Below are 22031 nucleotides of genomic sequence, written 5' to 3' on the forward strand. Positions count from 1 at the left end.
CGAACTGCCTTTCACTGAATGGAACCGTTGAACTGGTTCATGGCCGCATCCAGTCCATCCAGAATAAAAATCTTAATCGCTTCGACCGCGCGGTCGAGGGTGGGTGATAGAATTTCCTGATCCGCCTTCGAGAAATCTTGAAGGACGTAGGTCGCTGCGTCCATCTGGCCTGGCGGGCGCCCGATACCAATCCGCAGGCGCGGGAAGGTCGGGGTTCCGACTTTTTGGATGGTGGATTCGACCCCTTTTTGCCCGGCCGAACCGCCGCCCGGGCGCAGGCGCAGTGTTCCCACCGGTAGGTCAAGATCATCATGGGCAACGATCAACTGGTCGAGTGGCACCTTGTAATATCGCAGCAGCGAGCCGATTGCCTCACCCGAGAGGTTCATATACGTCTGGGGCTTGGCAACGATGATCTTGCGTCCCTGCCACAATCCACTCCCGATCAAGGCCTTCGATTGCACTTTTCCGATCTTAATATCAAACACCGCACACAACCGGTCGATGGTCATGAAGCCCACGTTATGCCGGTTGCCGCGATATTCGCGGCCAGGATTGCCCAACCCAACTACCAGGAAGGGAAATTCGGGCGATCGTGAGTGTTGCGCTACATTCTCCAAGGAACTCTATCTCCGTCCCAGGCGTCGAACGCCCAGATAAATTGCGAAAAGAACGAACAAGCCCAACGTTGCCATCAAACCGTAAGTCACCCCACCTCGCAGGTCCGCACCTGTCACCGAAACCGGGTTGGGCGGCTGCGGCGTGGGTGTGTCGCTCAGGGTGACCGGCGTGGGTGTGGGTGAAGGACTCGCGGCCTGGGTAACGTTGGCTTCCACTGCGGGCGTGTTGGTCTCGATGGCCGAATAATTGCGCACGCGCACCCCGGCGACTTCGTAGATCGCCTCACTGCCATCCGTTTTGGTGACCTTCAATCGCAGGTGGTAAACCCCGTCCGAAATGGTGGTCGTATCCCAACTGGCCAGGACGTTGTTCTCGACGGATGGAATCTGGTCCTGGATGAGAAACCAGGTCTGCGTCAGGTCATTCTCATAGCGAAACTCGACCAGCGCTGAGGCAAAGCCTTCCATCGCAGTCGAACCGCTCAATGAAACTACGCCCTGCACGGCTTGTCCGGGCAGGAGGGTATCGATTCGGGGCGCCGCTGCGGTTTGTTGAGCGAACCCGAACCAACCAACGATCAGAAGTGAGAAAATCCACTGGAACATGGCAATCTATAAGTTTAACATGTTCCGTGAGAACACGCAAATCTTCCTGTTTACAGGATGAAGGTCCGCTCGTCCGGACCATCAGCGGAGATCACCGGATCTGCAGGTTAATGACCCGGCGAAGGAGCAATCCCGATCAGGACGATTAACGGCTCGGCATTGTTATTGGTCACACTGTGCGGCAGTGAAGACGGCGCCCACACCAGCATACCCGGGCCGGCGTTATGAAATTCATCGCCCACCTGAAAATATCCGCTCCCCTCCAGGACAAAATAGAATTTATCCTCACCAACGTGAATGTGGATCGGTTGCGACTGCCCGGTGGTAAAGCAATGAACCCCAAGTAGAATGTTTTCACTTTGCGCCAGGGTGGCTTTGAAGACTTTGTTTTCATCGCTGCCAATGAAGGCATGATAATCGATAAAGTAACCCGGTTCTTTGGTGTCCATCTGGTATCCTTACACAAAATGAGGATTTGATTTCTGCAGAGATTATTGCAGAATAGACCGTGAAAATCAATGGATACGATGAATCCCACACCGATCCGGGTATGTTATAATGAATTGAAATATGGCAGATAATCTCGCATCCATCCCGCTGGAAGAAACACCGCCGCAAACGCCGCAGTTGCCGCCGGCCCCCACCCAATCCACAGCATCACGTCGCCGTCTGGTGGGGGTCATCATTATCGCCGTGGTAGTGGTCGGGTTGCTGATCTTTGGCCTGGTCATGCTCCTGAGCGCCGACGCAGCCACAACCAGCGAAATTCGAGATATCTTCATCATCTTCATGGCGCTCGAATCGCTCGTCCTGGGCGTCGCGATGGTCATCTTGATCGTTCAATTAGCCACCCTGATCAACCTCATCCAGAACGATCTCAAGCCCATTCTCAAATCGACCAACGAAACGGTGAGCACGCTGCGCGGGACTGCCACATTCATCAGCAATAACATCACCGAACCAGTGATCAAGCTCAACGAATATCTGGCCGGTCTTAAGAAACTCCTGGATATCCTCCGCCCTGGTCGGCGGTAATCCGGGCGACCATCTCATCAGCGTTTGTAACGAAAGGAGAAAGGTCCCATGGCAGAACGAGATGATTTTGGCGCTTTTGTGATCGGTTTTATCGTGGGTGCAGTCTCAGGCGCCGTGACAGCCCTCCTGCTGGCCCCCCAGTCCGGAGCGGAAACCCGTACCTACATCAAAGAGCGCGCCATCGAACTGGGCGACACCGCCACGAAGACCATCAACGAAACCTACGATCAGGCTCAGGTCTCAGCCAATGAAGCCGTGAAACGGGCTGAAGGCGTTCTTAAAGAAGCCAAGAAACGTGCAAGCGACCTGGCTGACCTCGGTAAATCCGCCTACGAAGAACAGAAATCCAAGCTGACCAACGTGCTTTCCAAGAATATCGAGGAACCCCCGGTTCCCCCGACGGAAGGTTAAGCCTGGTCCACGATTGAAAAACAGGCCGGTGAGAAAAACTCACCGGCCTTATTTATTATTCGAATCGCAGCGCCCACAGCACGCGCGGAATGGCTTCGATCACGTCACTGGCCAGCACCGGAGCGGTTCCGCCCAATTGGTCGGCGGCTTCCAGCCCCGCCTGAGCATGGATCCACGCGCCGGCCACAGCGGCTTCCAGAGCCGGCCGGCCCTGCGCCAGCAAACCGGCCACGATCCCGGCCAACACATCCCCGCTGCCCGCTTTGGCCAGGGCCGCGCTGGCGACCGGGATGATATAGGCGCGTCCATCTTCGGCAGCAATGACCGTCAAAGCGCCCTTCAGAATGACCGTAGTCTTCCATTTCTTGGCGAACTTGCAGGCAACTTCCTGCCGGTTGGCCTGAATCTCAGCCACCTCCAGGCCGGTCAGGGCGCTCATCTCCCCCGGATGCGGGGTCAAAACCGAACCGGGGGGAAGGAGCTCGGGCCAGCCGTCCACGCGCGCCATCAAACGCAGCCCATCCGCGTCCATGACCAGCGGCGGTAATTTTGGACTCTCCCCGGATTCGACCTCGCCCTCTTCCTGTGAGGTGAGGAAGCCAAACGAAGGTGCCTGATGCGGCGTTTCAGCGCTGGTGAGCAGGTTCTTGATAAATGATGCCGTGGTTTCTTCGGCCCCCAACCCGGGACCGACCAGGAATGCGGTGACGCGGCTGAGGTTCTTCCGCAGGACTTCTGCGCCGCCCTCCGCAATCATGCCCATTTCATCCGGCAGCAGCAGCCAGGTGGCCTCCGGGAACTGGCCGGCCAGGCTGGCCTGCAGCGGCGCCGCAACCGCCAGACGAACCAGTCCAACGCCCATGCGATACGCCCCGCGCGCAGCCAATAGCGGCGCGCCGATGTAATAGGTGGAACCGGCGGCGATCATCAGTGTGCCGAAGGTGCCCTTGTGTGCTGTCATGGGACGCTCCGGCAAATATCCGGCCACCTGTTCCCCATCGACCATAAACTCATCGATCTTCTTCAGGCTCGCCAGTTTTTCCGGCAATTCCAGATTGACTACACGAAGTTCACCGACCTTTTCGAAGGCCGGGAATCTCAGTAATCCCTGCTTGACGGCCTGCATGCACAGGGTGAGCTCGGCAGGAATGGTCTCAGCCGCCGCTTCACCGGTATTGCAATCCACGCCCGATGGGCAATCGATGGCGACCACATGCGGTACAGTCTCCGCCTCGGAAACGTATTTCAAGATTGCGGCGATTTCTTCTTTCAACGGCAGTTGGATGCCGGTGCCCAGCACCCCGTCCAGCAGGACGTTGGAATTTTCCAGCCATTCTTGTAATCCATGCAGTTTCTTATCCTGAGCGGCTGCCATCACCAGCACGCCGGCCGTTCTGGCGCGTTCGAGCAGGGGATCCTTTTCATCCCGCGGCCGGACGAGATAAGCCTGAGCCGTCCAGCCGGATCTGGCCAGCGTCTCCAATGCCACCAGCGCGTCGCCGCCGTTGTTGCCAGAGCCCACCAGGGCGGTGACCACCCGCCAATCTTCATCTCCATATTCGGACACCACGACCTCGGCGACACCGCGCCCGGCGCGTTCCATCATTTCCGCGAAACTGACACCGCGCTCATCGGCTTCTTTTTCGATGGCGCGCATTTGTTCGACACTCACGACTTGCATTTCAGCCTCCTTGGTGCCGGGTCCTGATTCAGGACTGCTAAAATTATACTCTGCCGGTCGGCCAATCAGCATAATTTTCTCCTTCAGGTATAATCACACCTATGCAAAAAGGGATCACCATCACCGTCTTCGTCTCTGGCATGGTCAGCCTGGCCGTCGAAATGGCGGCTTCACGTTTGTTGGGCAACTATTTTGGCACCAGCAACCTGATCTGGGCCACCATCATCGGCCTGATACTCATTTATCTCACCGCCGGTTACTTCCTCGGCGGCGCCTGGTCCGACCGCTCTCCCAACGCATCCACTTTCTATCAAATTCTGTTGTGGGCCGGACTGGCCATCGGCGTTATTCCCTTGATCTCGCGGCCGATTTTGCGTGTCGCGGCCAACGCCTTCGACGGCCTGCAACTGGGCGCCATGATCGGATCGTTCATTGCCGTGCTGATCCTGTTCAGCATCCCGGTGACCCTGCTGGGCACCGCCTCGCCCTTCGCGATCCGTCTCTCTCTACACGATTCGCGCCAGGCGGGCAGCGTTTCCGGCAAGATCTACGCCATCTCGACCCTGGGCTCGTTCATCGGCACCTTCCTACCCGGCCTGGTGCTCATTCCGCTGATCGGCACCTACCGCACCTTTCTGGCTTTCAGCCTGGTTCTCATCCTGACGGCCTTGATCGGCCTGGGATCGGTCTCCGGTTGGCGAAAAGCCGTTCTCTTCATCTGGATGCCAGTCGTCATCGCCATTCTGGCCATCGTCGGCGTGCGCGGCGCAGATAAAACTTCGCGCGGCCTGGTCTACGAAACCGAATCGGCCTACAACTACATCCAGGTCCTGCAACAGGACGGCTACACCATCCTGCGCCTGAACGAAGGCCAGGGCATGCACTCTCTCTATCATCCCACGCAGCTCAATTACTTTGGGCCCTGGGAACAGGTGCTGGTGGCGCCCTTTTTCAACGCCGCGCCGTATTCCACCGGCGACGTGCACAGCATGGCCATCGTCGGGTTGGCGGCCGGGACCACTGCCCGTCAGGCCAGCCAGGTGTACCCGGATATTCAAATCGACGGCATCGAAATCGACCCCAAGATCGTCAGCGTGGCGCGCAAATATTTCGATATGAACGAGCCCAACCTGAATGTCATAATCCAGGATGGCCGGTATGCATTATCCAACAGCCAGAAGAAATATGACATCATTTCCGTGGATGCTTACCGCCCGCCGTACATACCCTGGCACATGACCACGCAGGAATTCTTTCAGACGGTTTACGATCACTTGAATGAAAACGGCTCCATGGCCATCAACGTCGGGCGCGCGCCGAACGACCGCCGCCTGGTGAACGCGCTGGTCGGGACGATTCGCAGCGTCTTCCCCTCCGTCTATGTCATGGACCTGCCCAACTCTTTCAACTCGATCGTGTTCGCCACCCGCCAGCCCACGCAGGCCGCGAATTTGCAGGCGAATTTCAGCGCGCTGGTGCAGCAGCCGCAAACGCCCACCTTGCTGGTGGATACCATGGCCATTACGGTGGCCAACCTGCAGCCCACTCCCGATTCAAAAAACGTTTTCACCGACGATCTCACCTCCATCGAATGGCTGACCAACGACCTGGTGATGAGCTATTTCATCGGCGGCGATCTGGAAGGATTACAACAATGAAATCATTCCAAAAAGGGGTATCGATCCTTGTATCGATTTCCATCCCGTTCTTCCTCATGATGACCATGATCCGGTTTCTGTTTCAACCGGCATTTTTGAAAATCGAGTACAGCACACCGGGGTTCCCGGCGGACACTTTCGGTTTCACCCAGGAAGATCGCATCAAATGGGGGACGATCTCCATGGAATATCTCTTCAACACTCAGGGGATTTCGTTCCTCGCCGATCAGCGCCTGCCGGATGGATCGCCGCTCTACAACGAACGCGAATTAAGCCACATGTTGGACGTCAAGAACCTCATCCAGGTGATGCTCAAGGTATGGATCGGCCTGATCCTTGGCCTGATCCTCATCCTGGTCTGGGCCTGGCGTGGAAAGTGGCTGAGGGACCTTGGCCATGCCTACATGTTCGGCGGCTGGTTGACCCTGGGGTTGATCGGCTCCATCCTGATCGCCATCCTGGTCAGCTTCGAAGCCCTTTTCACGGCCTTCCACCATCTCTTCTTCCAGGGCGATTCATGGTTGTTCCTGTACTCCGATTCATTGATCCGACTCTTTCCACTGCCCCTTTGGCAGGCTGGTTTCATCGCCATGGGAATCCTCACCGGCCTTGGCGCGGTTTTGTTCATCGTTTTGGGCAGGCGTTTGGCTCGCAGGACTGGTTAGCTTCGATCTGGCGTAATAACGAAAAGAAAAACGACTGGAGAACCAGTCGTTTTTTTCGTTCTGGGAATCTTCCGGATTACTTCTTCTCGGCCTGTTTTGCAACCGCGGCCGCTTTGGCAGCAATTGCGTCTGCATCGCCCAGGTAATAATGGCGGATCTCCTTGCAATCCTTATCCAGCTCGTAGACCAGCGGAACGCCGGTCGGGATGTTCAACTCGGTGATCTCGTCGTCCGAGATATTGGAAAGATGCTTCACCAGCGCGCGCAGGCTGTTGCCGTGGGCGGCGATCAACACACGTTGGCCGCTTTTGATGCGCGGCATAATGCTGGCGTACCAGAACGGCATGACCCGTTTGAGCGTCAATTCGAGCGATTCGCAGGCCGGTAGTTCTTCCTTGGTCAGGCCGGCGTAGCGACGATCGAAGTGAGGGTGGCGTTCGTCGTTCCAATCCAGCGCGGGCGGCGGCGTGGCATAGCTGCGCCGCCAAATTTTGACCTGCTCCTTGCCGTATTTCTCAGCGGTTTCGGCCTTGTTCAGGCCTTGCAGCGCGCCGTAATGGCGTTCGTTCAACTGCCAGGCACGTTCCACCGGGATCCACATCAGGTCCATCTCATCCTGTACGATCCACAGTGTGCGGATGGCGCGTTTCAGCACGGAGGTATATGCAAAATCGAAGGTATAGCCCTCTTGTTTCAACAGTTGACCGCCCATGTGGGCTTCATTGACGCCCGTCTCCGAAAGGTCAACATCGGTCCATCCGGTAAATCTATTTTCAAGATTCCAGACACTTTCGCCATGTCGGATTAAAACCAGTTTGAACATCTTACCCTCTCAAAGTAATTTTCGACTTAAAGTCAGGTTACAGTAATTTTACCTGAAAAACGGACATCCATGTCAAATAAAGACAGCGCAAGGTTTCCCTTGCGCTGCCAGGTGCTTATTGAATGATTAGCGAACGGCTACCGGGTTGTCAGGATCGACGGAAGGATCGAAGATATGGAAGTTATCCATATTGAAGGCAACCTGAACTTTGCTGCCAATGGTGAAGCGGGTGCGCGGATCGACGCGCGCGACGAAATTGTTCTTGCCGCTGACCAGGTACAGGAAGATTTCATTGCCCATCAATTCGGTCACATCCACCTTGGCATCGATCATGGACGAGTGAATGCCGGCTGGGACGAACAACGGGTTGTGGATATCCTCCGGGCGGATGCCGAAGATGACCTGCTTGCCGGCGTACGGCATATAGGTCGTGGTGCGGTCTTCCGGAATTTTGACGCTGAATTCGCCCGAATCTACGAGAAGATCCGAACCATCCTTGCGCAGAGTCGCCGGGAAGAAGTTCATGGCAGGCGAACCGATGAAACCAGCCACAAACAGATTCGCGGGCTTATCATACAGCGTCTGCGGGGTATCCAATTGCTGCAAAATACCTTTGTTCATGACGGCGATGCGGCTGGCCATGGTCATGGCTTCCGTCTGGTCGTGAGTCACGTAAATGAAGGTGGTCTGCAGGTTGAGATGCAGCTTGCTGATTTCCGCGCGGGTTTGAACGCGCAGCTTGGCATCCAGGTTCGAGAGTGGCTCATCGAACAGGAATACCTTCGGTTCACGCACGATGGCGCGGCCGACCGCGACACGCTGACGTTGGCCGCCCGATAGTTCGCGCGGTCTGCGTTTCAGCAATGCTTCGATACCCAGCACCTCCGCTGCACTTTCCACACGCTTTTTGATCTGATCTTTCGGAACCTTGCGCAGCTTGAGACCGAAAGCCATGTTATCAAACACCGTCATGTGTGGATAGAGCGCGTAGGACTGGAATACCATGGCAATGTCACGATCCTTGGGTGGGACATCATTCACAACCTGATCGGCGATCATGACATTCCCCGAGGTGACCTCCTCGAGACCAGCCAGGCAGCGTAGAGCTGTCGTTTTTCCGCAGCCCGACGGGCCAACCAGAACCAAAAACTCCTTATCCTGGATCTGAATATTCAGATCGTTGAGGGCTGTGAAGTCCCCGAACTTCTTTCCAACGTGATCGAAAGTAACGCTTGCCATTGAATTCCTCCTTCCAGCAGTGTATAGTGATTTGATTATATGCCTCTCAAAGGAATTGTGCAATTGTTATTCATGGGGCAATAATTCAAAGCAATATCCAGTAAAGATTACAATTTCATCGAATTGCAATTTAAATCCTATCCGACCTCCATTTGACCTGGTCAAATGGCCGGGTGCAATACTCGACATTCTTCCGAACCGGGTCAAACCCAGCGGAGGATGTGTTCTTTCCACGCAAAGTCTATCCTATAGACTGTGGTCTTCGTGGAATCGAGGATCGGGAGGATTGGTATGAAAGGCACGACTTCTTTCCCAAGCCTGGGACAATCCATCTGCTGGACAGCCATTTTTTATGCCTGTTTTGGCCTCTTCCTTGGCGTTTTGGCATGGTTCATCAGCACCGCCAGTCAGAATATCCTGCTTCGCATGCTGGGACTGAATATTCCGAGTTGGGCGGCAGGATGGGTGTTCCTGATGGTCATGGTTCCCCTGTTTGGGGGGATCGGAGCGATCTGCGGCATCATTATTTATTGGCCGATGAAGGCCCTGATCCAATACCTGCGTCCGTCCCGGAATGTGGTATCGTGAAGGCTGCGAAATGTTTTATAATAAATAGCTCAATTTATCATTTACGGGCCTGTGCGCCCTGTTCAATGCGGAACGCTCCGTAAGCCTTAACTCGACAGCCTTGTCCGCTCCCATTTTGCCAGTTTTGATGATGTTATAGGGCGGCGCTATGATCCGAGCTCTCAACTAAATCCAATAACCTTTTTCTTCTGACCCGCTTTTCACTAAGTGGCTCAGCGAGGTAGGAAACCGGGTCTGGTTTCCTGTTCATCCTTTCTCTATCATCCTTGGGTTTGACATAAACCGCAAACTCGGAGGTTAATTTGGCCGTCTCGACAGTTTCCATCCAATATGATCTAAAAAACGCTGTCACCCCGAACCGGTTTCGGGGCCTGTGGCGTATGATGACCGGTTTTCACTGGCAATATCTGGCCGCGACCCTGTGCCTTGGAATTGCAGCCCTGGCAAAGACTACAACGTATTTGCTGCTGCGATACTTTGTGGATTCCTATTTCAACCCCAAACCGGGCATTTCCATTTATCCGTTGTGGATGATTGCGCTTGGTTTTGTGGGCCTGGCGGTCGTGGAAGGCAGCTTCACGTTCATGAGTGCTCGTCTGGCCTCCAGAACCGCGGAAGGGATTACCCGTCGTCTGCGCAATTACCTGTTCGACCACATCCAGCGCCTGTCGTTCACCTACCACGACAAGACCCAGACCGGTGAGTTGATTCAACGCTCCACCTCGGATGTGGATGCCATGCGCCGCTTCTTCTCCGATCAGGCCATTGGAATCGGACGTATCATCCTGCTGTTCATCATCAACTTCATCGCCCTGCTCCAGTTGAATGTCAAATTGACCTTCCTGTCCATCATCGTCATCCCATTCGTCCTGCTCACCTCGATCTTTTTCTTCCGAAAGGTGTCGAAGGCCTACGAAGCCTATCAGGAACAGGAAGCCACGCTTTCAACCACGCTGCAGGAAAACCTGACCGGCGTTAGGGTGGTCAAGGCATTTGCCCGCCAGAATTATGAGATCGAGAAATTCGAGCGCGACAATTGGGAAAAATTCAAGCGCGGCCGGGAACTCAATCGCATGCACGCCATGTTCTGGCCGTCGTCCGACCTGTTATGCGGATTCCAAATCCTGGCCGGCTACCTGATCGGGGCCTTGATGGCCATCCACGGTGATATATCGATTGGGACTTACATCGCCTATACCGGCCTGATCGTTTGGATCATCTATCCGCTGCGCAACCTTGGCCGCCTGATCGTGCAAACCTCCACCGGGCTGGTCTCTTTTGGCCGCGTGATGGACATCATCAAGCAGGACCGCGAACCGTTGGATGAAGGCGATATCGAACCCCGGGAAGCTGTGCGCGGTGAGATTACCTTCGACCACGTCGGTTTCGAATACGAAAGCGGTGTGCCGGTACTGGAGGACATCACCTTCAAGGTCGAACCCGGCCAGGCGATTGCGCTGTTGGGCTCGACCGGCTCCGGGAAGACGACCCTGGTCAACCTGCTGCCGCGTTTCTACGAATATACTTCCGGCAGCATCCGGCTGGATGGTGTGGAACTGAAGCGCTACCCGCGCCGTTTCCTGCGCCAGCAAATCGGCATCGTCGAACAGGAACCGTTCCTGTTCTCGCGCAGCATTCGCGAGAACATCTCCTACGGCGTCGGTCGAGAGGTCAGCGATAGCGAGGTGGAAACTGCCGCCCGCGCAGCCGCCATTCATGATGTCATCTGTTCCTTCCCGGAGGGTTATGGCACCCTGGTTGGTGAGAAAGGTGTGACGCTCTCCGGCGGACAAAAGCAACGTGTGGCCATCGCGCGTACGCTGCTGAAGAACCCGCGCATCCTGATCCTGGATGATTCGACATCCTCCGTCGATACGGAAACCGAAGCCGAGATACGCGAAGCGCTGCAGAACCTGATGCAAAACCGTACCACCTTCATCATCGCACATCGCATCCAGAGCATCATGAACGCCGATTTAGTATTGGTCTTGGACCGCGGTCGGGTTGTACAGCGCGGAAATCACGCCGACCTGGTGGCGGTGGATGGGATTTACCGCAAGATCTATAACATTCAGACTCACATCGAAACGGAGTTGGAGAAGGAGATCGCCGGTGCCGGATAACTATTACGAAGAAGAAGAGTATGAATCCCGTTTCGACGGAAAAACCTTCCGGCGCATTCTGGGATTGACGCGGCCGCACTTGAAATGGGTTGTTGGTTTCCTGATCACCATCACGGTTGTATCCTCGTTGGATGCGTTGTTCACCTATCTCGGCAAACGTATCATCGACGATGGCATCGTTGCCAGGAACAGCGGGATGTTGGTCAATATCCTCATCATCTACGGCCTGCTGATTGCAGTTCAAGCGGCTGGCGCGTTTGGGTTTATCTTCCTGGCGGGTGTTCTGGGCGAACGGATTCGCTACGACCTGCGCCAGAAGATGTTCAATCACCTGCAGAACCTGTCGCTGTCCTATTACAGCCGGACGCCGGTGGGTTGGATCATGTCGCGCGTCACCTCTGATTCGGACCGCGTGGCTGACCTGGTGACCTGGGGCATGGTGGATTCGACCTGGGGTCTGATGAACGTCCTCACCTCCATGGTGTTCATGTTCACCATCAGTTGGAAGCTGGCTCTGATCGTGTTGGCCATCCTGCCCATCCTGTTCTACGTCGCCATGCAGTTCCGCAAACGCATCCTCAAAGAGTACCGCAATGTGCGGAAGAACAATTCCAAAATCACCGGCGCGATCAATGAAAACATCACCGGCGTGCGCGTGGTCAAGGCCCTGGGTCGCGAAGCGGGCAACCTGGAGGAATTCGGCGTTCTCACCGGAAATATGTACCGGGCTTCCTACCGGGCGGCCTGGTTGAGCGCGCTCTTCCTGCCGACCGTGCAGGTGATCACCGCCCTGGCGCTGGGCAGCATCGTCTGGTACGGCGGCCTACAGGCCAGCTACGGCGGCATCACCATCGGCGGCATCCAGGCTTTCGTTGCCTACGTGACCTCCATCATGTGGCCCATCCAGGATCTGGCGCGCGTGTTCGCGGAAATGCAGCACTCCATCGCCTCCGCCGAACGCATCTTCTCGCTGGTGGATGCCAAACCCGAGGTTGCTGATCGGGAGAATGCCACCGATCCGGGCACCATCCGGGGCGAAATCAACTTCGAGCATGTGTATTTCTCGTATGATGACGAGAAGCCCATTCTGAGTGATTTCAATCTGCGCGTCAGACCCGGAGAAACCATCGCCCTGGTCGGCGCCACCGGCGGCGGCAAATCGACCATCGTAAACCTGTTGTGCCGTTTCTACGAACCCAAACAGGGGCACATCTACATCGGCGGGCGGGATTACACCGAATTATCACTGCACGCCATTCAATCCCGCATCGGCATCGTCCTGCAGACCCCGCACCTCTTCTCGGGCAGCATCCGCGAGAACATCCGTTATGGACGCCTGGACGCAACCGACGCGGAAGTCGAAGAAGCGGCCCGTCTGGCCGGCGCGCACGATTTCATCACCCGTTTCGAAAAGGGTTATGAGGATGAGGTCGGTGAAGGCGGCAACTCGCTTTCGGTCGGCCAGAAACAGCTCATCAGCCTGGCGCGCGCCGTGCTCTCCCGTCCCGAGATTTTTGTGATGGATGAGGCCACCAGTTCGGTCGATACGCTCACCGAAGCACTGATCCAGCGCGGCATGGATACCCTGATGAAAGGCCGCACCAGCTTCGTCGTTGCCCACCGCCTTTCGACCATCAAGCGCGCCGATCGCATACTGGTGATCGAGGACGGCCGCATCGCGGAGATGGGCACGCATACCGAGCTCTTGCGAGCTCGGGGTAAGTATTACCAACTCTATACCAAACAATTCCGCCACCAGATGACCGAAGCGTTCGATCCATTCAAAGTGGACGAAACTTCCCCCATCGCGGCGGACTGAAGCCTGTTGAAGGAACCGGCAATTTCAGAGGTTGCCGGTTCCTTGTTTACGCTTTTCGAATGGGTGTAAAAATGTCCTCTTCTGACTCAGCTTTTCTCATCGGAAAACGGGTTCAACTCCGCCCGTTGGAAAAATCAGATCTGCCTTTGATCGTTCGCTGGAACAACGACCCTGAAGTCCGCGGTTTGACCGGTGAGGTGTTTCCATCTTCACTGGATAACACACAGGCCTGGTATGATCGCATCAAGGATGACCCGAGCCGGGTCTGGTTCATCATCGAAGAACGCGAAACCGGAACGCCCATCGGCGAAGCCGGATTGCTGCGCATTTTTCCGGCCTGGCGAACCACGGATCTGACCATCATTATCGGGAATAAAACCTGTCAGGGCAAGGGATACGGCACCGAAGCCATCACGCTGTTGATGGATTATGCCTTTGGGGCGCTGGCCCTGCACCGCATTTCCATCGGGGTGGTCGGCTTCAATGAACGCGCGCTGGCTTTTTACGAGAAAGTCGGTTTTCGGCGCGAGGGCATCCAAAGAGACGGCTATTTTTACAATCATCAGTTCAGCGACTTTATCATGCTGAGCATTCTCGAAGACGAGTTCCGCGCGAAAAACCAAACGGCCTGAGAAGGCCAGGATCCATCCGGTTTCATAAGGATATCGATATGAGAAAATCCAATTGGATCATCCTTGCAACGCTAAACATTCTCGCCGGAATTGGATTTCTGGTTGCGTACCTCATTGGCGGATATACACCTTTCATCGCCATCGCTGCGCTCTGGATATCGATCGGGTGCTTGAACGGTATCATTGGCGCTCGGCGCAAAAGGAAATCCCAATAATCGGTACGGATTACGAATCCTCTGTAAAAAACATTCACCGGGAGATCATACTCCCGGTGAATGTTTTTCTTTTCCAATAACCCGGAATGATGCTGGACCGGGATTTCAATTCTGGATCGTCGTGATAGGCTAGAGAATTCGTTTGACCGCAGCCCAGGTCACCTTGCTGGCTTCCACGGCCTGCGGTGAGCCCATCACCACCACCTCGCCGCGCTCCTTGAATTGCTCCAGCGCCTCTCCAAGGGCGTGGAAATCCGCCTCGTTGGCGCTCAAAACTTCATCCCGCATCTGTTGGCGTTCTTCATCGGTGACGCCCAGCAGGTGGCGGGTCAAGGCTGTGTATCCCTTGGCGTCCGGCAGCAGATAGGCATCCAGCTCACCGATGACACCGATGATGGATTTGTTCAATTCAGCCGTATCCAAATTCAACGTGCGCAGGAAATTCGCGGTCTGGTCGTAGATCGAAAGCGTTTTGTCCAGGTTGGGATCGCGGTAGGAAAGCAGGCTGAAGATTCCGGAATACCGGTCGAAAGCGCCCATCCCGCCGTAAGCTCCACCCTGCACGCGCACGCGTTCCCACAACCAGGTGCTGCGCACGTATTGCAGGGCCACCAGCAGCGATCCGCGGAACGGATAGCCGTCGCGGTAAAGATCGAATCCTTTGCCGACGAAATTGACCTGGCTGGGCAGGGTGATTGCCTCGGGACGTTCGGCGGACGGGCGCTGCCAGATCGTCGCTGCAGCCGTTTCTTTCGAAAAGTCGTCAAGAAAAGCGCGGAGTTGGGGTTCGATCCCGCGCCAGTTGTCCGCATCCACGGTGACGTTGGCGATCAAATTGGATTGGCAAACCAGTAAGCTGCGGATTTGTTCGAGTCTCGCCTGAACCGCCGGCCAATCCTTCTCCATCTGTTCCGCCAGTTCGCGCAGGAAAAGCAACTGGCTGACGCCGGTCATCTGCTCGGCAGCCCAATCGGCTTCATTGAGCCCGGCCTTGATGCGCAGGTTGACGATCCGATGGCCGACTTCGGTGAGCATCGATTCAAAGCCGGCCTTTTCTTCCAGGACCATCTGGCGCAAGCGCTCGCGATCGTCGAGGCGCGCCGAACGCAGTACGTCGCGCAGGATCGACAGCAATTCAGTGGTCTGCGGAACCATGGCTTTGCCGCGCAGGATCAACCAGTTGGTGGATTTTCCGGTGGACGGAACCATGGAATGAAACAGGGCATGGTAAATTCCGCCCGTGTTCCGGCCAATCCGCTGCACGAGCTGAACGAAATCGAGTCGGTCGGTTCCGGTTTCCAGCAAAGCATTTGCAAACAGGGGAACGTAAGGCAGCAGTTCCTGCGGCAGGGTGTGCAAATCAAACCCCAGATCGAGGTAAAGGATGCCGTTCGTAAACAGATCGTGATGGAGCATCCTGGCATCGCCCTGCTGCATTTCGATGGATGGAATCTTGCGCGTTTCTTGATCGAGATCGGCAATCGTGAGAACCGGAATGGTCGCCAGCGCCTCAGGTGAATCTGGCGTTTGCTGGCGCAGCTTGAGTTCGCGCGTATGCTGGACAACCTCCTCCACCTGGGAAACGCTCATCCCATCGCGCACGGTTTTCAGGCGCAATTTCTCCTCCGCTTCGCGCTGCACTGCCAGGTTTGCATCCGGCAGCAAAATTACCGTGCCGCGGTGCGGGTTGTTCACCAGGTGAGTCTCGATGAGCCCTTCGAAGAAACGGCCGGCCCGGATTTTGGCCTTGATTTCATTCAACGGCTGCTCGAAGCGGATCATATCCAGTGGATCGCGGTCGTACAGCCAGGAATCCATGGCCCGCAGCATCATGGCCAGGCCGCGTGGGAAGGAACCCGTGTTGTTCTCGCGCAGGCTGAATTCGACCGTGTTCATGGCAGCAGCAATCGTATCGCCGTCGATGCCCTGCACGCTTAATTTCTTCAGGGTTTCCAGGATCAGCGACTCGACTCTGTCCACGTCCGCCGGCTTCACGCCCTTCATGCCGACCGAGAACAGCATTTGGGCCAGGCCGGTGTCCATGCCCCGGCCGGCCAGGTCCTCACCCAATCCGGAATCGATCAGTGCTTTGCGCAGCGGTGCGGCCGACGTGCCGATCAGAATTTCATTCAAAATACCGAAGGCGAGCTTCTCCAGCGGCGTGGCCCCTTCGGGCAGCATCCAATTGACCGTCAACATGGCCGTTGGGGCTTCGTCATCCGGCGTCACTTCATATGGCGTGGTCATCCGGCGCGGTGCAGGAAAGCGCTGTTGCAATGGAATCGCAGAGTGAACATCGCGGCGGTTGAAATCCTTCAAATAAACATCCAGAATTGCCAGCCGTTGTTCCGGGTCATCGTCCCCGTAGAAATAAACCATCGCATTCGAGGGATGGTAATAACGCTCATGAAAGGCTGTAAAGGCTTCATAGGTCAAATCCGGGATGCGGCGGGGATCGCCGCCGGAGTCCTGCCCATAGGTAACATCCGGGAATACAACTGCCTGGCTTTGCTGCGAAAGGACTTCATCCGGCGTCGAATAAGCGCCTTTCATCTCGTTGAAGACGACGCCTTTAAAGGACATTTCCTCTTCCGGCCTGTCCAACTCGTAATGCCAGCCTTCCTGTTCGAAAGTATGCCGGCTCAGGTTGGGATAGAACACTGCGTCCAGATAGACGTCGATCAAATTATAAAAATCCTTCACATTCTGGCTGGCGACCGGATAACAGGTCTTGTCCGGAAAGGTGAAAGCATTCAGGAAAGTATTCAGCGATCCCTTCATTAACTCCACAAAGGGTTCCTTCACGGGATATTTCCGCGAACCGCATAACACGGAGTGTTCCATGATATGCGCCACCCCGCTGGAATCGCCCGGCGGCGTGCGAAAGTTAATGCTGAAGACCTTGTTCTCGTCGTCATTTTCGATCGAAAGCAGTCTGGCGCCGGTGCGCAGGTGGCGGTAAAGCCGCGCCCTGGAATTAATCTCAGGAATGTGTTCGTCGCGGATCAACTCGAATCCATGCAAAGTTGTCATGCTTAACCTTTCTCTGCAATGAGTGAATAGATAGAGTCATTTATACCATGCCCGTCAAATCCATCCAAACCGCCACCTGGCCAGTCTTCACAGAGGCTCGCGAACCGTTCGAGAAACCGGATAATGGCATTCAGGTATAATCGAAAATATCCCATGGAACACATCTGAGGTGAAACGTGGTCACTTCCGGTTTGCTAAACAGTCAATGGTCGAAGCGTCGCTGGATGGCGGCGGATGGCGGCAAGCCTACCCAACGCGTCGAACGCCGCCGGCCGTCCGGCCCTGGCGGCGCTCCGGGCGAGCGCGCCGAAGCGCCCCGGCGCCAGCAGCCCTCCCGTCCGAGCGGGACGCAATCATCCACCGGGAACGGCGGTTATTCCGGGGGCGGCTACACAGGGGGCGGCGGCAGTACGAGCGGCAGTTCCGGCCCATCCCTGCCATCCGGCCTTTTCAAGTCGCCGCTGGGAATCGTTATCGTCATCATTCTGCTGGCCCTCTTCGTGCTTCCCAATCTGTTGAACGGTAGCGATGGGACTGGGGACCAGAATCTGCCCACCCAGGAAAATACCGAAGCCGCCCATTCCATTCCCGAGACGTCGCTCGCTACTCCCACCCAGCGACCCACCCGCCCGGCATCAGTAAATACCGGCGACACCTGGACGGTGATGCTCTACCAGGACGCGGATGACCAGATTCTCGAGCAGGATATCTATTTCGACCTGAATGAAGCCGAACGGGTCGGCTCGACCGATCCGGTGCAAATCGTGGCCCAGATCGACCGCTTCCAGGGTGCCTATCAGGGCGACGGCAACTGGACTTCGACCAAGCGCTTCCACGTCACCCGGGACGACGATCTGGAGCAGATCCATTCGGAAGAAATCGCCGATCTGGGTGAAACGAACATGTCCAATGCCCAGACTCTGATCGATTTCGTCACCTGGGCCGTGAAAGAATATCCTGCCGACAAATACGCGCTCATCCTGTCCGATCACGGCATGGGCTGGCCAGGCGGTTGGACCGACCCGACATCCAAAGGGAGCGGCGACGAAAATCTTCCCATCGCCAATGCCATCGGAAATGCCTTATACCTGAACCAGCTCGATCAGGCTCTGACGGAAATTCGCAGCCAGACCGGCATCGACTCGTTCGAATTGATCGGGTTGGATGCGTGTTTGATGAGCCAGATCGAGGTGCTGACCGCCCTGGCGCCGCACGGGCGTTACGCGGTGGTCTCGGAAGAAACCGAACCCTCCCTGGGTTGGGCTTACGAGGCCTTTCTGAACGAGCTCAACGCGAACCCGGGCATGGACGGCGCCGCCCTGGGCCAGTACATCGTCGATAGTTACATCGTCGACGATCAGCGCATCCAGGATGACCAGGCGCGGGCCGCCTTCGTCGGGCGCGGCTCGACCATCAACAGCCTGTTTGGCGCGGCCAGCGTGCCCTCGGCCGCGCAGGTCTCCAACCAGTTGAGTCGGGATATTACGCTCACTGCTGTCGATCTGAGCAGCATTGCCGGGGTCAATGATGCGCTTAATAATCTGGCGTTCACCCTTCAATCCGCCGATCAGCGCTATGTCGCCCAGGCGCGTTCTTATGCGCAGTCGTTCACCAGCATTTTCGGCGCCCAGGTTCCGGCTTCCTACATCGATCTGGGTAATTTCGCCCAACTCGTGGCGCGTTCGGCCGGCAAACGGGATGTCGCCGATGCTTCCAACCAGTTGATGTCCGCCATCCAATCGGCGGTCGTTGCCGAACGGCATGGTACGCAAAAGGCCGGCGCCACCGGCATCGCGATCTATTTCCCCAACTCCAATCTCTACGGCTCGGATGTCGCCGGGGCCCAGTCCTATACCGGCGTGGCCGAACGATTTGCGCAGGAATCGCTGTGGGATGATTTTCTTGCCTATCACTATTCCGGCCAACCTTTTGAGCAATCCACCCGCAGCGCGGTTGTTCCCGTTGAAGCGGTGCGCGCCCCGGCGGCCGGTGGAATCCAGATTTCCAACCTGCAGCTTTCCAAAACCAGCGTCGCGCCCGGGGATAGCATCGATCTGAGCGCCGAAATTTCGGGTGAAAATATTGGTTATATCAAATTGCTGGTCGGATATTATGACTCCGCCGCCAACTCGATCTACGTCGCCGATTCGGATTATTTGAGCAGCTCCAACACGCAACAGCTCAACGATGTTTACTATCCGGTGTGGGAGAGCAGCGGTTTCAACCTGGCGTTTACCTGGGAACCGGTCGTTTTCGCCATCACGGACGGCCAGACGACGGCCGAGGCCCTGTTGACGCCGGAGAGTTACGGCGCTTCTCCTGAAGATGCGGTCTACAGCGTGGACGGGACCTTCACCTACACCGACAGCGGCGACACCCGCCCGGCACGGCTCTATTTCAGCAACGGCCTGCTGCAGCGTGTGGTCGGCTTCAGCGGCAGCGATCAGGCCAGCGCCCCGCGCGAGATCGTCCCCTCCGTGGGCGACACCTTCACCATCTCTGAAAAATGGCTCGATCTGGACAGCCAGGGCAACGTCACCGCGACCGCCTATCAGGACGGCAAGACGCTGACCTTCAGTGAAACCGGGCTCTCCTGGAAGCAGCTCTACGCAGCGCCCGGAGATTACCTCGTCGGCTTTATCGTCGAGGACCTGGATGGGAATCAGGTTGCTTCGTACGAACAGGTTCAGGTGAAGTGATAAAAGCGGGGCTGTCCAAAAAGACAGCCCCGTTCATTGTATTTTCCAGGCCGGAGTAGATTCGCCTGAGATCGCAAGGGTTCACATTTCGGTCATATTCGTCCCGCAGTCCGGGCAAAATTTGACCCCAGCCTGTACCTCTTTGCCGCAGTTCGGGCAGAATTTCGTTGCGGCCGGGGCCGGCGGGACCGGGCTGGAGGTGACTGATGGCGCGGGCGGCACTGGGGCCGGGCTGGAGGCAGGTTGTGCAGCCGGTTGGCTCGCCTGCGGGCCATATGTCTCTATGTTGATCCGCTGGACTTCCTCGCCTTTGGCCCTGGCCTGTTCTTCGAGGGCCGCGATGGCCTGGCAAATCTCATCATAGGCCGGACCGGTCACCTCACCGGTCGACCGCTGGGTATAGTACAGTTCGCCGATTTTCGCATATTGCGCCCGGATTTGATCCTTGATTTTTTCCAGATCGCCTTTGGCCTTGTTCAACCGGGCCATCTTGTCAGCTTCGAAGGCCACCTTTTCGGCGCCGCTTTTTAATTTACCAAAGAAATCACTCATATCATCCTCCTGATTGTTTCTTATAGTATAGGCGCATTCGCTTTTTCAACGATCAAAATAATGCTCGAATCTTGGATAAGTGTTTTTCACCCTTTGCAGGCTGAATCACGGAACGCCTGACTTTATTTCTCTACCAGTCTGCTTCAATGTGTGGATCGTTTTCAGCCGCACCTCACGAGATTGTCCCTTCCGTGGATGACACCGATTTGAAAATTATATCGACATTATATATAATCTACATTATTGATTGATGTTCTCACGGAATTATAGTTTCGACCGTTACAGATATGGTTCACCGATAAACCTCTATGGGTTTCCACAGCAAACATCTCGAGGGACAAGGATGTCTAGAATAATTCTGAATTCCTTTCGTGCCTTGATTTCAATGACAGTTCTACTACTGGCTGCTCAATTTCCTGAAATTCAATCGGCACCAACCACCGTTCAGGCTGGTTCGGGCACTACAATTGACATTCCCCAATCGAGTGTTGTGCCTGTAATGGATGGTATCTGTGATCCTCTGGAATACGAAGATGCGACAAAGATCTTTGTTACTGTGAGCACTAACCTGACTTTTCCCGTCTTTGTTAAGCATTCTGCAACCGATGCTTATTTCTGCTTTGGAGATTCGTCCGGTTTACCGTTACCGAATGGCGGACTTTCCCATGTGGTTGTCTATGTCGATCCGCTGCATGACGGAGATATCTACGGGAGTAATGCCGACGACTTTAGAGTCCACATGCCATATGATTCTCAGGGTCTACCGTGGGCAGCAACCTGGGGTTCAGGGCTTTTCAACGGACCAAACCCCGGAGGTTGGCAGGCGGTCAAATATCAAAATCCCGAACCTTCGCCTTTTTGGCAGGTGGAATTCAAAATTTCCCGGGAGAATATGGGCGGGTGGAAACACCCGGTCGGCCTGGCCTTTTTTTATCATTGGTGGCGATATGAAGGGGATGATTATTCCTGGCCGTTATCTGGAATCTGGGCAAATGCCAGACACTATGGCAATGGGAACTTGAACACAGGTACTGTCAATATTGGAAATACCGCTACCGTAAATACGATAGATGGTCTTTGCGATAATGAATATGACGATGCAACGACGAATACTTTTTCCATTTCCGGCCAGGCGGTCACTTCTTATTATGAACACTCAGGCACGGATTTGTACGTTTGCCTCAAGAACTTACCCATTCCTGACCCAACCCTTCAAAACCAACCCAATGTGGCTGTATATTTAACGCGCGCTGGTAGAGGCGGTGGAAGCCCATCAACAAACGACCTATCTTTGACAATTTCCTATGATGGCACAATCCGGGTTGGCAGTGGAGATGGTGTTGACTTTACGGGTCCTATACCAGGAGGCTATGAAATTGCCCGATCCACTTATTTGGACGGGTGGGATGCTGAATTTCAACTTAATGGCGCTGTCATCGGAAATTGGTGGTCGCGGGCCATCGGCCTTTCAGTCGCTGGACAAAATATCGACTCGCCGGACGATTTTTGGGGTTGGCCTACCGGATCCAAAGCACTCGTTCCAAATTCATGGGGCGAAGGAAACCTGATCGATCTTTCGGAACCCCCGCATTTATTTTTGCCGATCATCATTCGGTAGAAGCAATTGCCATA

Annotated in this window: 18 protein-coding genes; 10 read left to right on the forward strand and 8 right to left on the reverse strand. The window is 55.6% G+C overall.

What is annotated here, in order from left to right; all coding sequences use genetic code 11:
* Positions 1–11: 11 nt before the first annotated feature.
* The 3 genes from pth to LARV_RS14400 all read right to left on the reverse strand — a co-directional run bounded on the left by pth (position 12) and on the right by LARV_RS14400 (position 1675).
* Complete coding sequence (pth, locus tag LARV_RS14390) at positions 12–620, reverse strand: aminoacyl-tRNA hydrolase (RefSeq protein WP_075074286.1); 609 nt, start codon at positions 618–620, stop codon at positions 12–14.
* A gap of 6 nt (positions 621–626) precedes the next feature.
* Complete coding sequence (locus LARV_RS14395) at positions 627–1226, reverse strand: hypothetical protein (RefSeq protein WP_075074287.1); 600 nt, start codon at positions 1224–1226, stop codon at positions 627–629.
* A 107-nt stretch (positions 1227–1333) separates the two neighbouring features.
* Positions 1334–1675: a cupin domain-containing protein gene (locus LARV_RS14400; RefSeq protein ID WP_075074288.1), complete on the reverse strand. Its 342-nt coding sequence runs from the start codon at positions 1673–1675 to the stop codon at positions 1334–1336.
* Between the two features lie 121 nt (positions 1676–1796).
* Between LARV_RS14400 and LARV_RS14405 the strand changes: the two genes are divergently transcribed.
* Together LARV_RS14405 and LARV_RS14410 are read left to right on the forward strand one after the other, a co-directional pair.
* Entirely contained in the window at positions 1797–2261 is a 465-nt protein-coding gene (locus LARV_RS14405) for a hypothetical protein (RefSeq protein WP_075074289.1), read from the forward strand.
* Between the two features lie 48 nt (positions 2262–2309).
* On the forward strand, positions 2310–2672 hold the full coding sequence (locus tag LARV_RS14410) for a YtxH domain-containing protein (RefSeq protein ID WP_075074290.1): 363 nt from the start codon (positions 2310–2312) through the stop codon (positions 2670–2672).
* 55 nt (positions 2673–2727) lie between these two features.
* Here LARV_RS14410 and LARV_RS14415 read toward each other — a convergent pair whose 3' ends face one another.
* Positions 2728–4353 carry an NAD(P)H-hydrate dehydratase gene (locus LARV_RS14415; RefSeq protein WP_172797885.1) on the reverse strand — a complete coding sequence of 542 codons (1626 nt, stop codon included), beginning with the start codon at positions 4351–4353 and terminating at the stop codon, positions 2728–2730.
* A gap of 101 nt (positions 4354–4454) precedes the next feature.
* On the opposite strand from LARV_RS14415, the gene LARV_RS14420 reads away from it, so the two are divergent.
* Positions 4455–6011, forward strand: coding sequence for a spermidine synthase (locus LARV_RS14420; RefSeq protein WP_075074292.1), 1557 nt, complete (start codon positions 4455–4457; stop codon positions 6009–6011).
* On the forward strand, positions 6008–6676 hold the full coding sequence (locus tag LARV_RS14425; protein ID WP_075074293.1) for a TIGR01906 family membrane protein: 669 nt from the start codon (positions 6008–6010) through the stop codon (positions 6674–6676). The genes LARV_RS14420 and LARV_RS14425 overlap by 4 nt, the downstream gene beginning before the upstream one ends.
* A 76-nt stretch (positions 6677–6752) precedes the next feature.
* Here LARV_RS14425 and gpmA read toward each other — a convergent pair whose 3' ends face one another.
* Together gpmA and LARV_RS14435 are read right to left on the reverse strand one after the other, a co-directional pair.
* On the reverse strand, positions 6753–7499 hold the full coding sequence (gpmA, locus tag LARV_RS14430) for a 2,3-diphosphoglycerate-dependent phosphoglycerate mutase (RefSeq protein WP_075074294.1): 747 nt from the start codon (positions 7497–7499) through the stop codon (positions 6753–6755).
* A gap of 126 nt (positions 7500–7625) precedes the next feature.
* Positions 7626–8738 (reverse strand): ABC transporter ATP-binding protein, encoded by a 1113-nt coding sequence (locus LARV_RS14435; RefSeq protein ID WP_075074295.1) that lies wholly within the window; start codon positions 8736–8738, stop codon positions 7626–7628.
* 291 nt (positions 8739–9029) lie between these two features.
* Here LARV_RS14435 and LARV_RS14440 point away from each other — a divergent pair, with 291 nt between their 5' ends.
* The 4 genes from LARV_RS14440 (at position 9030) to LARV_RS14455 (ending at position 13900) form a co-directional block, all read left to right on the forward strand.
* On the forward strand, positions 9030–9326 hold the full coding sequence (locus LARV_RS14440; protein ID WP_075074296.1) for a hypothetical protein: 297 nt from the start codon (positions 9030–9032) through the stop codon (positions 9324–9326).
* A 302-nt stretch (positions 9327–9628) separates the two neighbouring features.
* Positions 9629–11449 carry an ABC transporter ATP-binding protein gene (locus tag LARV_RS14445; protein ID WP_083522590.1) on the forward strand — a complete coding sequence of 607 codons (1821 nt, stop codon included), beginning with the start codon at positions 9629–9631 and terminating at the stop codon, positions 11447–11449.
* Positions 11439–13268 (forward strand): ABC transporter ATP-binding protein, encoded by a 1830-nt coding sequence (locus LARV_RS14450; protein ID WP_075074297.1) that lies wholly within the window; start codon positions 11439–11441, stop codon positions 13266–13268. Before LARV_RS14445 ends, LARV_RS14450 begins: the two co-directional genes overlap by 11 nt.
* 71 nt (positions 13269–13339) lie before the next feature.
* Positions 13340–13900 carry a GNAT family N-acetyltransferase gene (locus tag LARV_RS14455; protein ID WP_075074298.1) on the forward strand — a complete coding sequence of 187 codons (561 nt, stop codon included), beginning with the start codon at positions 13340–13342 and terminating at the stop codon, positions 13898–13900.
* Between the two features lie 344 nt (positions 13901–14244).
* Here LARV_RS14455 and LARV_RS14460 read toward each other — a convergent pair whose 3' ends face one another.
* Positions 14245–17148, reverse strand: a complete 2904-nt coding sequence (locus LARV_RS14460; RefSeq protein ID WP_075074299.1) for an insulinase family protein — start codon at positions 17146–17148, stop codon at positions 14245–14247.
* Between the two features lie 176 nt (positions 17149–17324).
* On the opposite strand from LARV_RS14460, the gene LARV_RS14465 reads away from it, so the two are divergent.
* Positions 17325–19847, forward strand: a complete 2523-nt coding sequence (locus tag LARV_RS14465) for a clostripain-related cysteine peptidase (protein ID WP_152031808.1) — start codon at positions 17325–17327, stop codon at positions 19845–19847.
* A gap of 81 nt (positions 19848–19928) precedes the next feature.
* Here the strand turns inward: LARV_RS14465 and LARV_RS14470 are convergent, their stop codons facing one another.
* Positions 19929–20399 (reverse strand): zinc-ribbon domain-containing protein, encoded by a 471-nt coding sequence (locus tag LARV_RS14470; protein ID WP_075074301.1) that lies wholly within the window; start codon positions 20397–20399, stop codon positions 19929–19931.
* A gap of 343 nt (positions 20400–20742) precedes the next feature.
* Here LARV_RS14470 and LARV_RS20215 point away from each other — a divergent pair, with 343 nt between their 5' ends.
* Positions 20743–22017 (forward strand): hypothetical protein, encoded by a 1275-nt coding sequence (locus tag LARV_RS20215; protein WP_152031809.1) that lies wholly within the window; start codon positions 20743–20745, stop codon positions 22015–22017.
* Positions 22018–22031 lie beyond the last annotated feature (14 nt).

This window comes from Longilinea arvoryzae, assembly GCF_001050235.1.
In the GTDB taxonomy this organism is placed as follows: domain Bacteria; phylum Chloroflexota; class Anaerolineae; order Anaerolineales; family Anaerolineaceae; genus Longilinea; species Longilinea arvoryzae.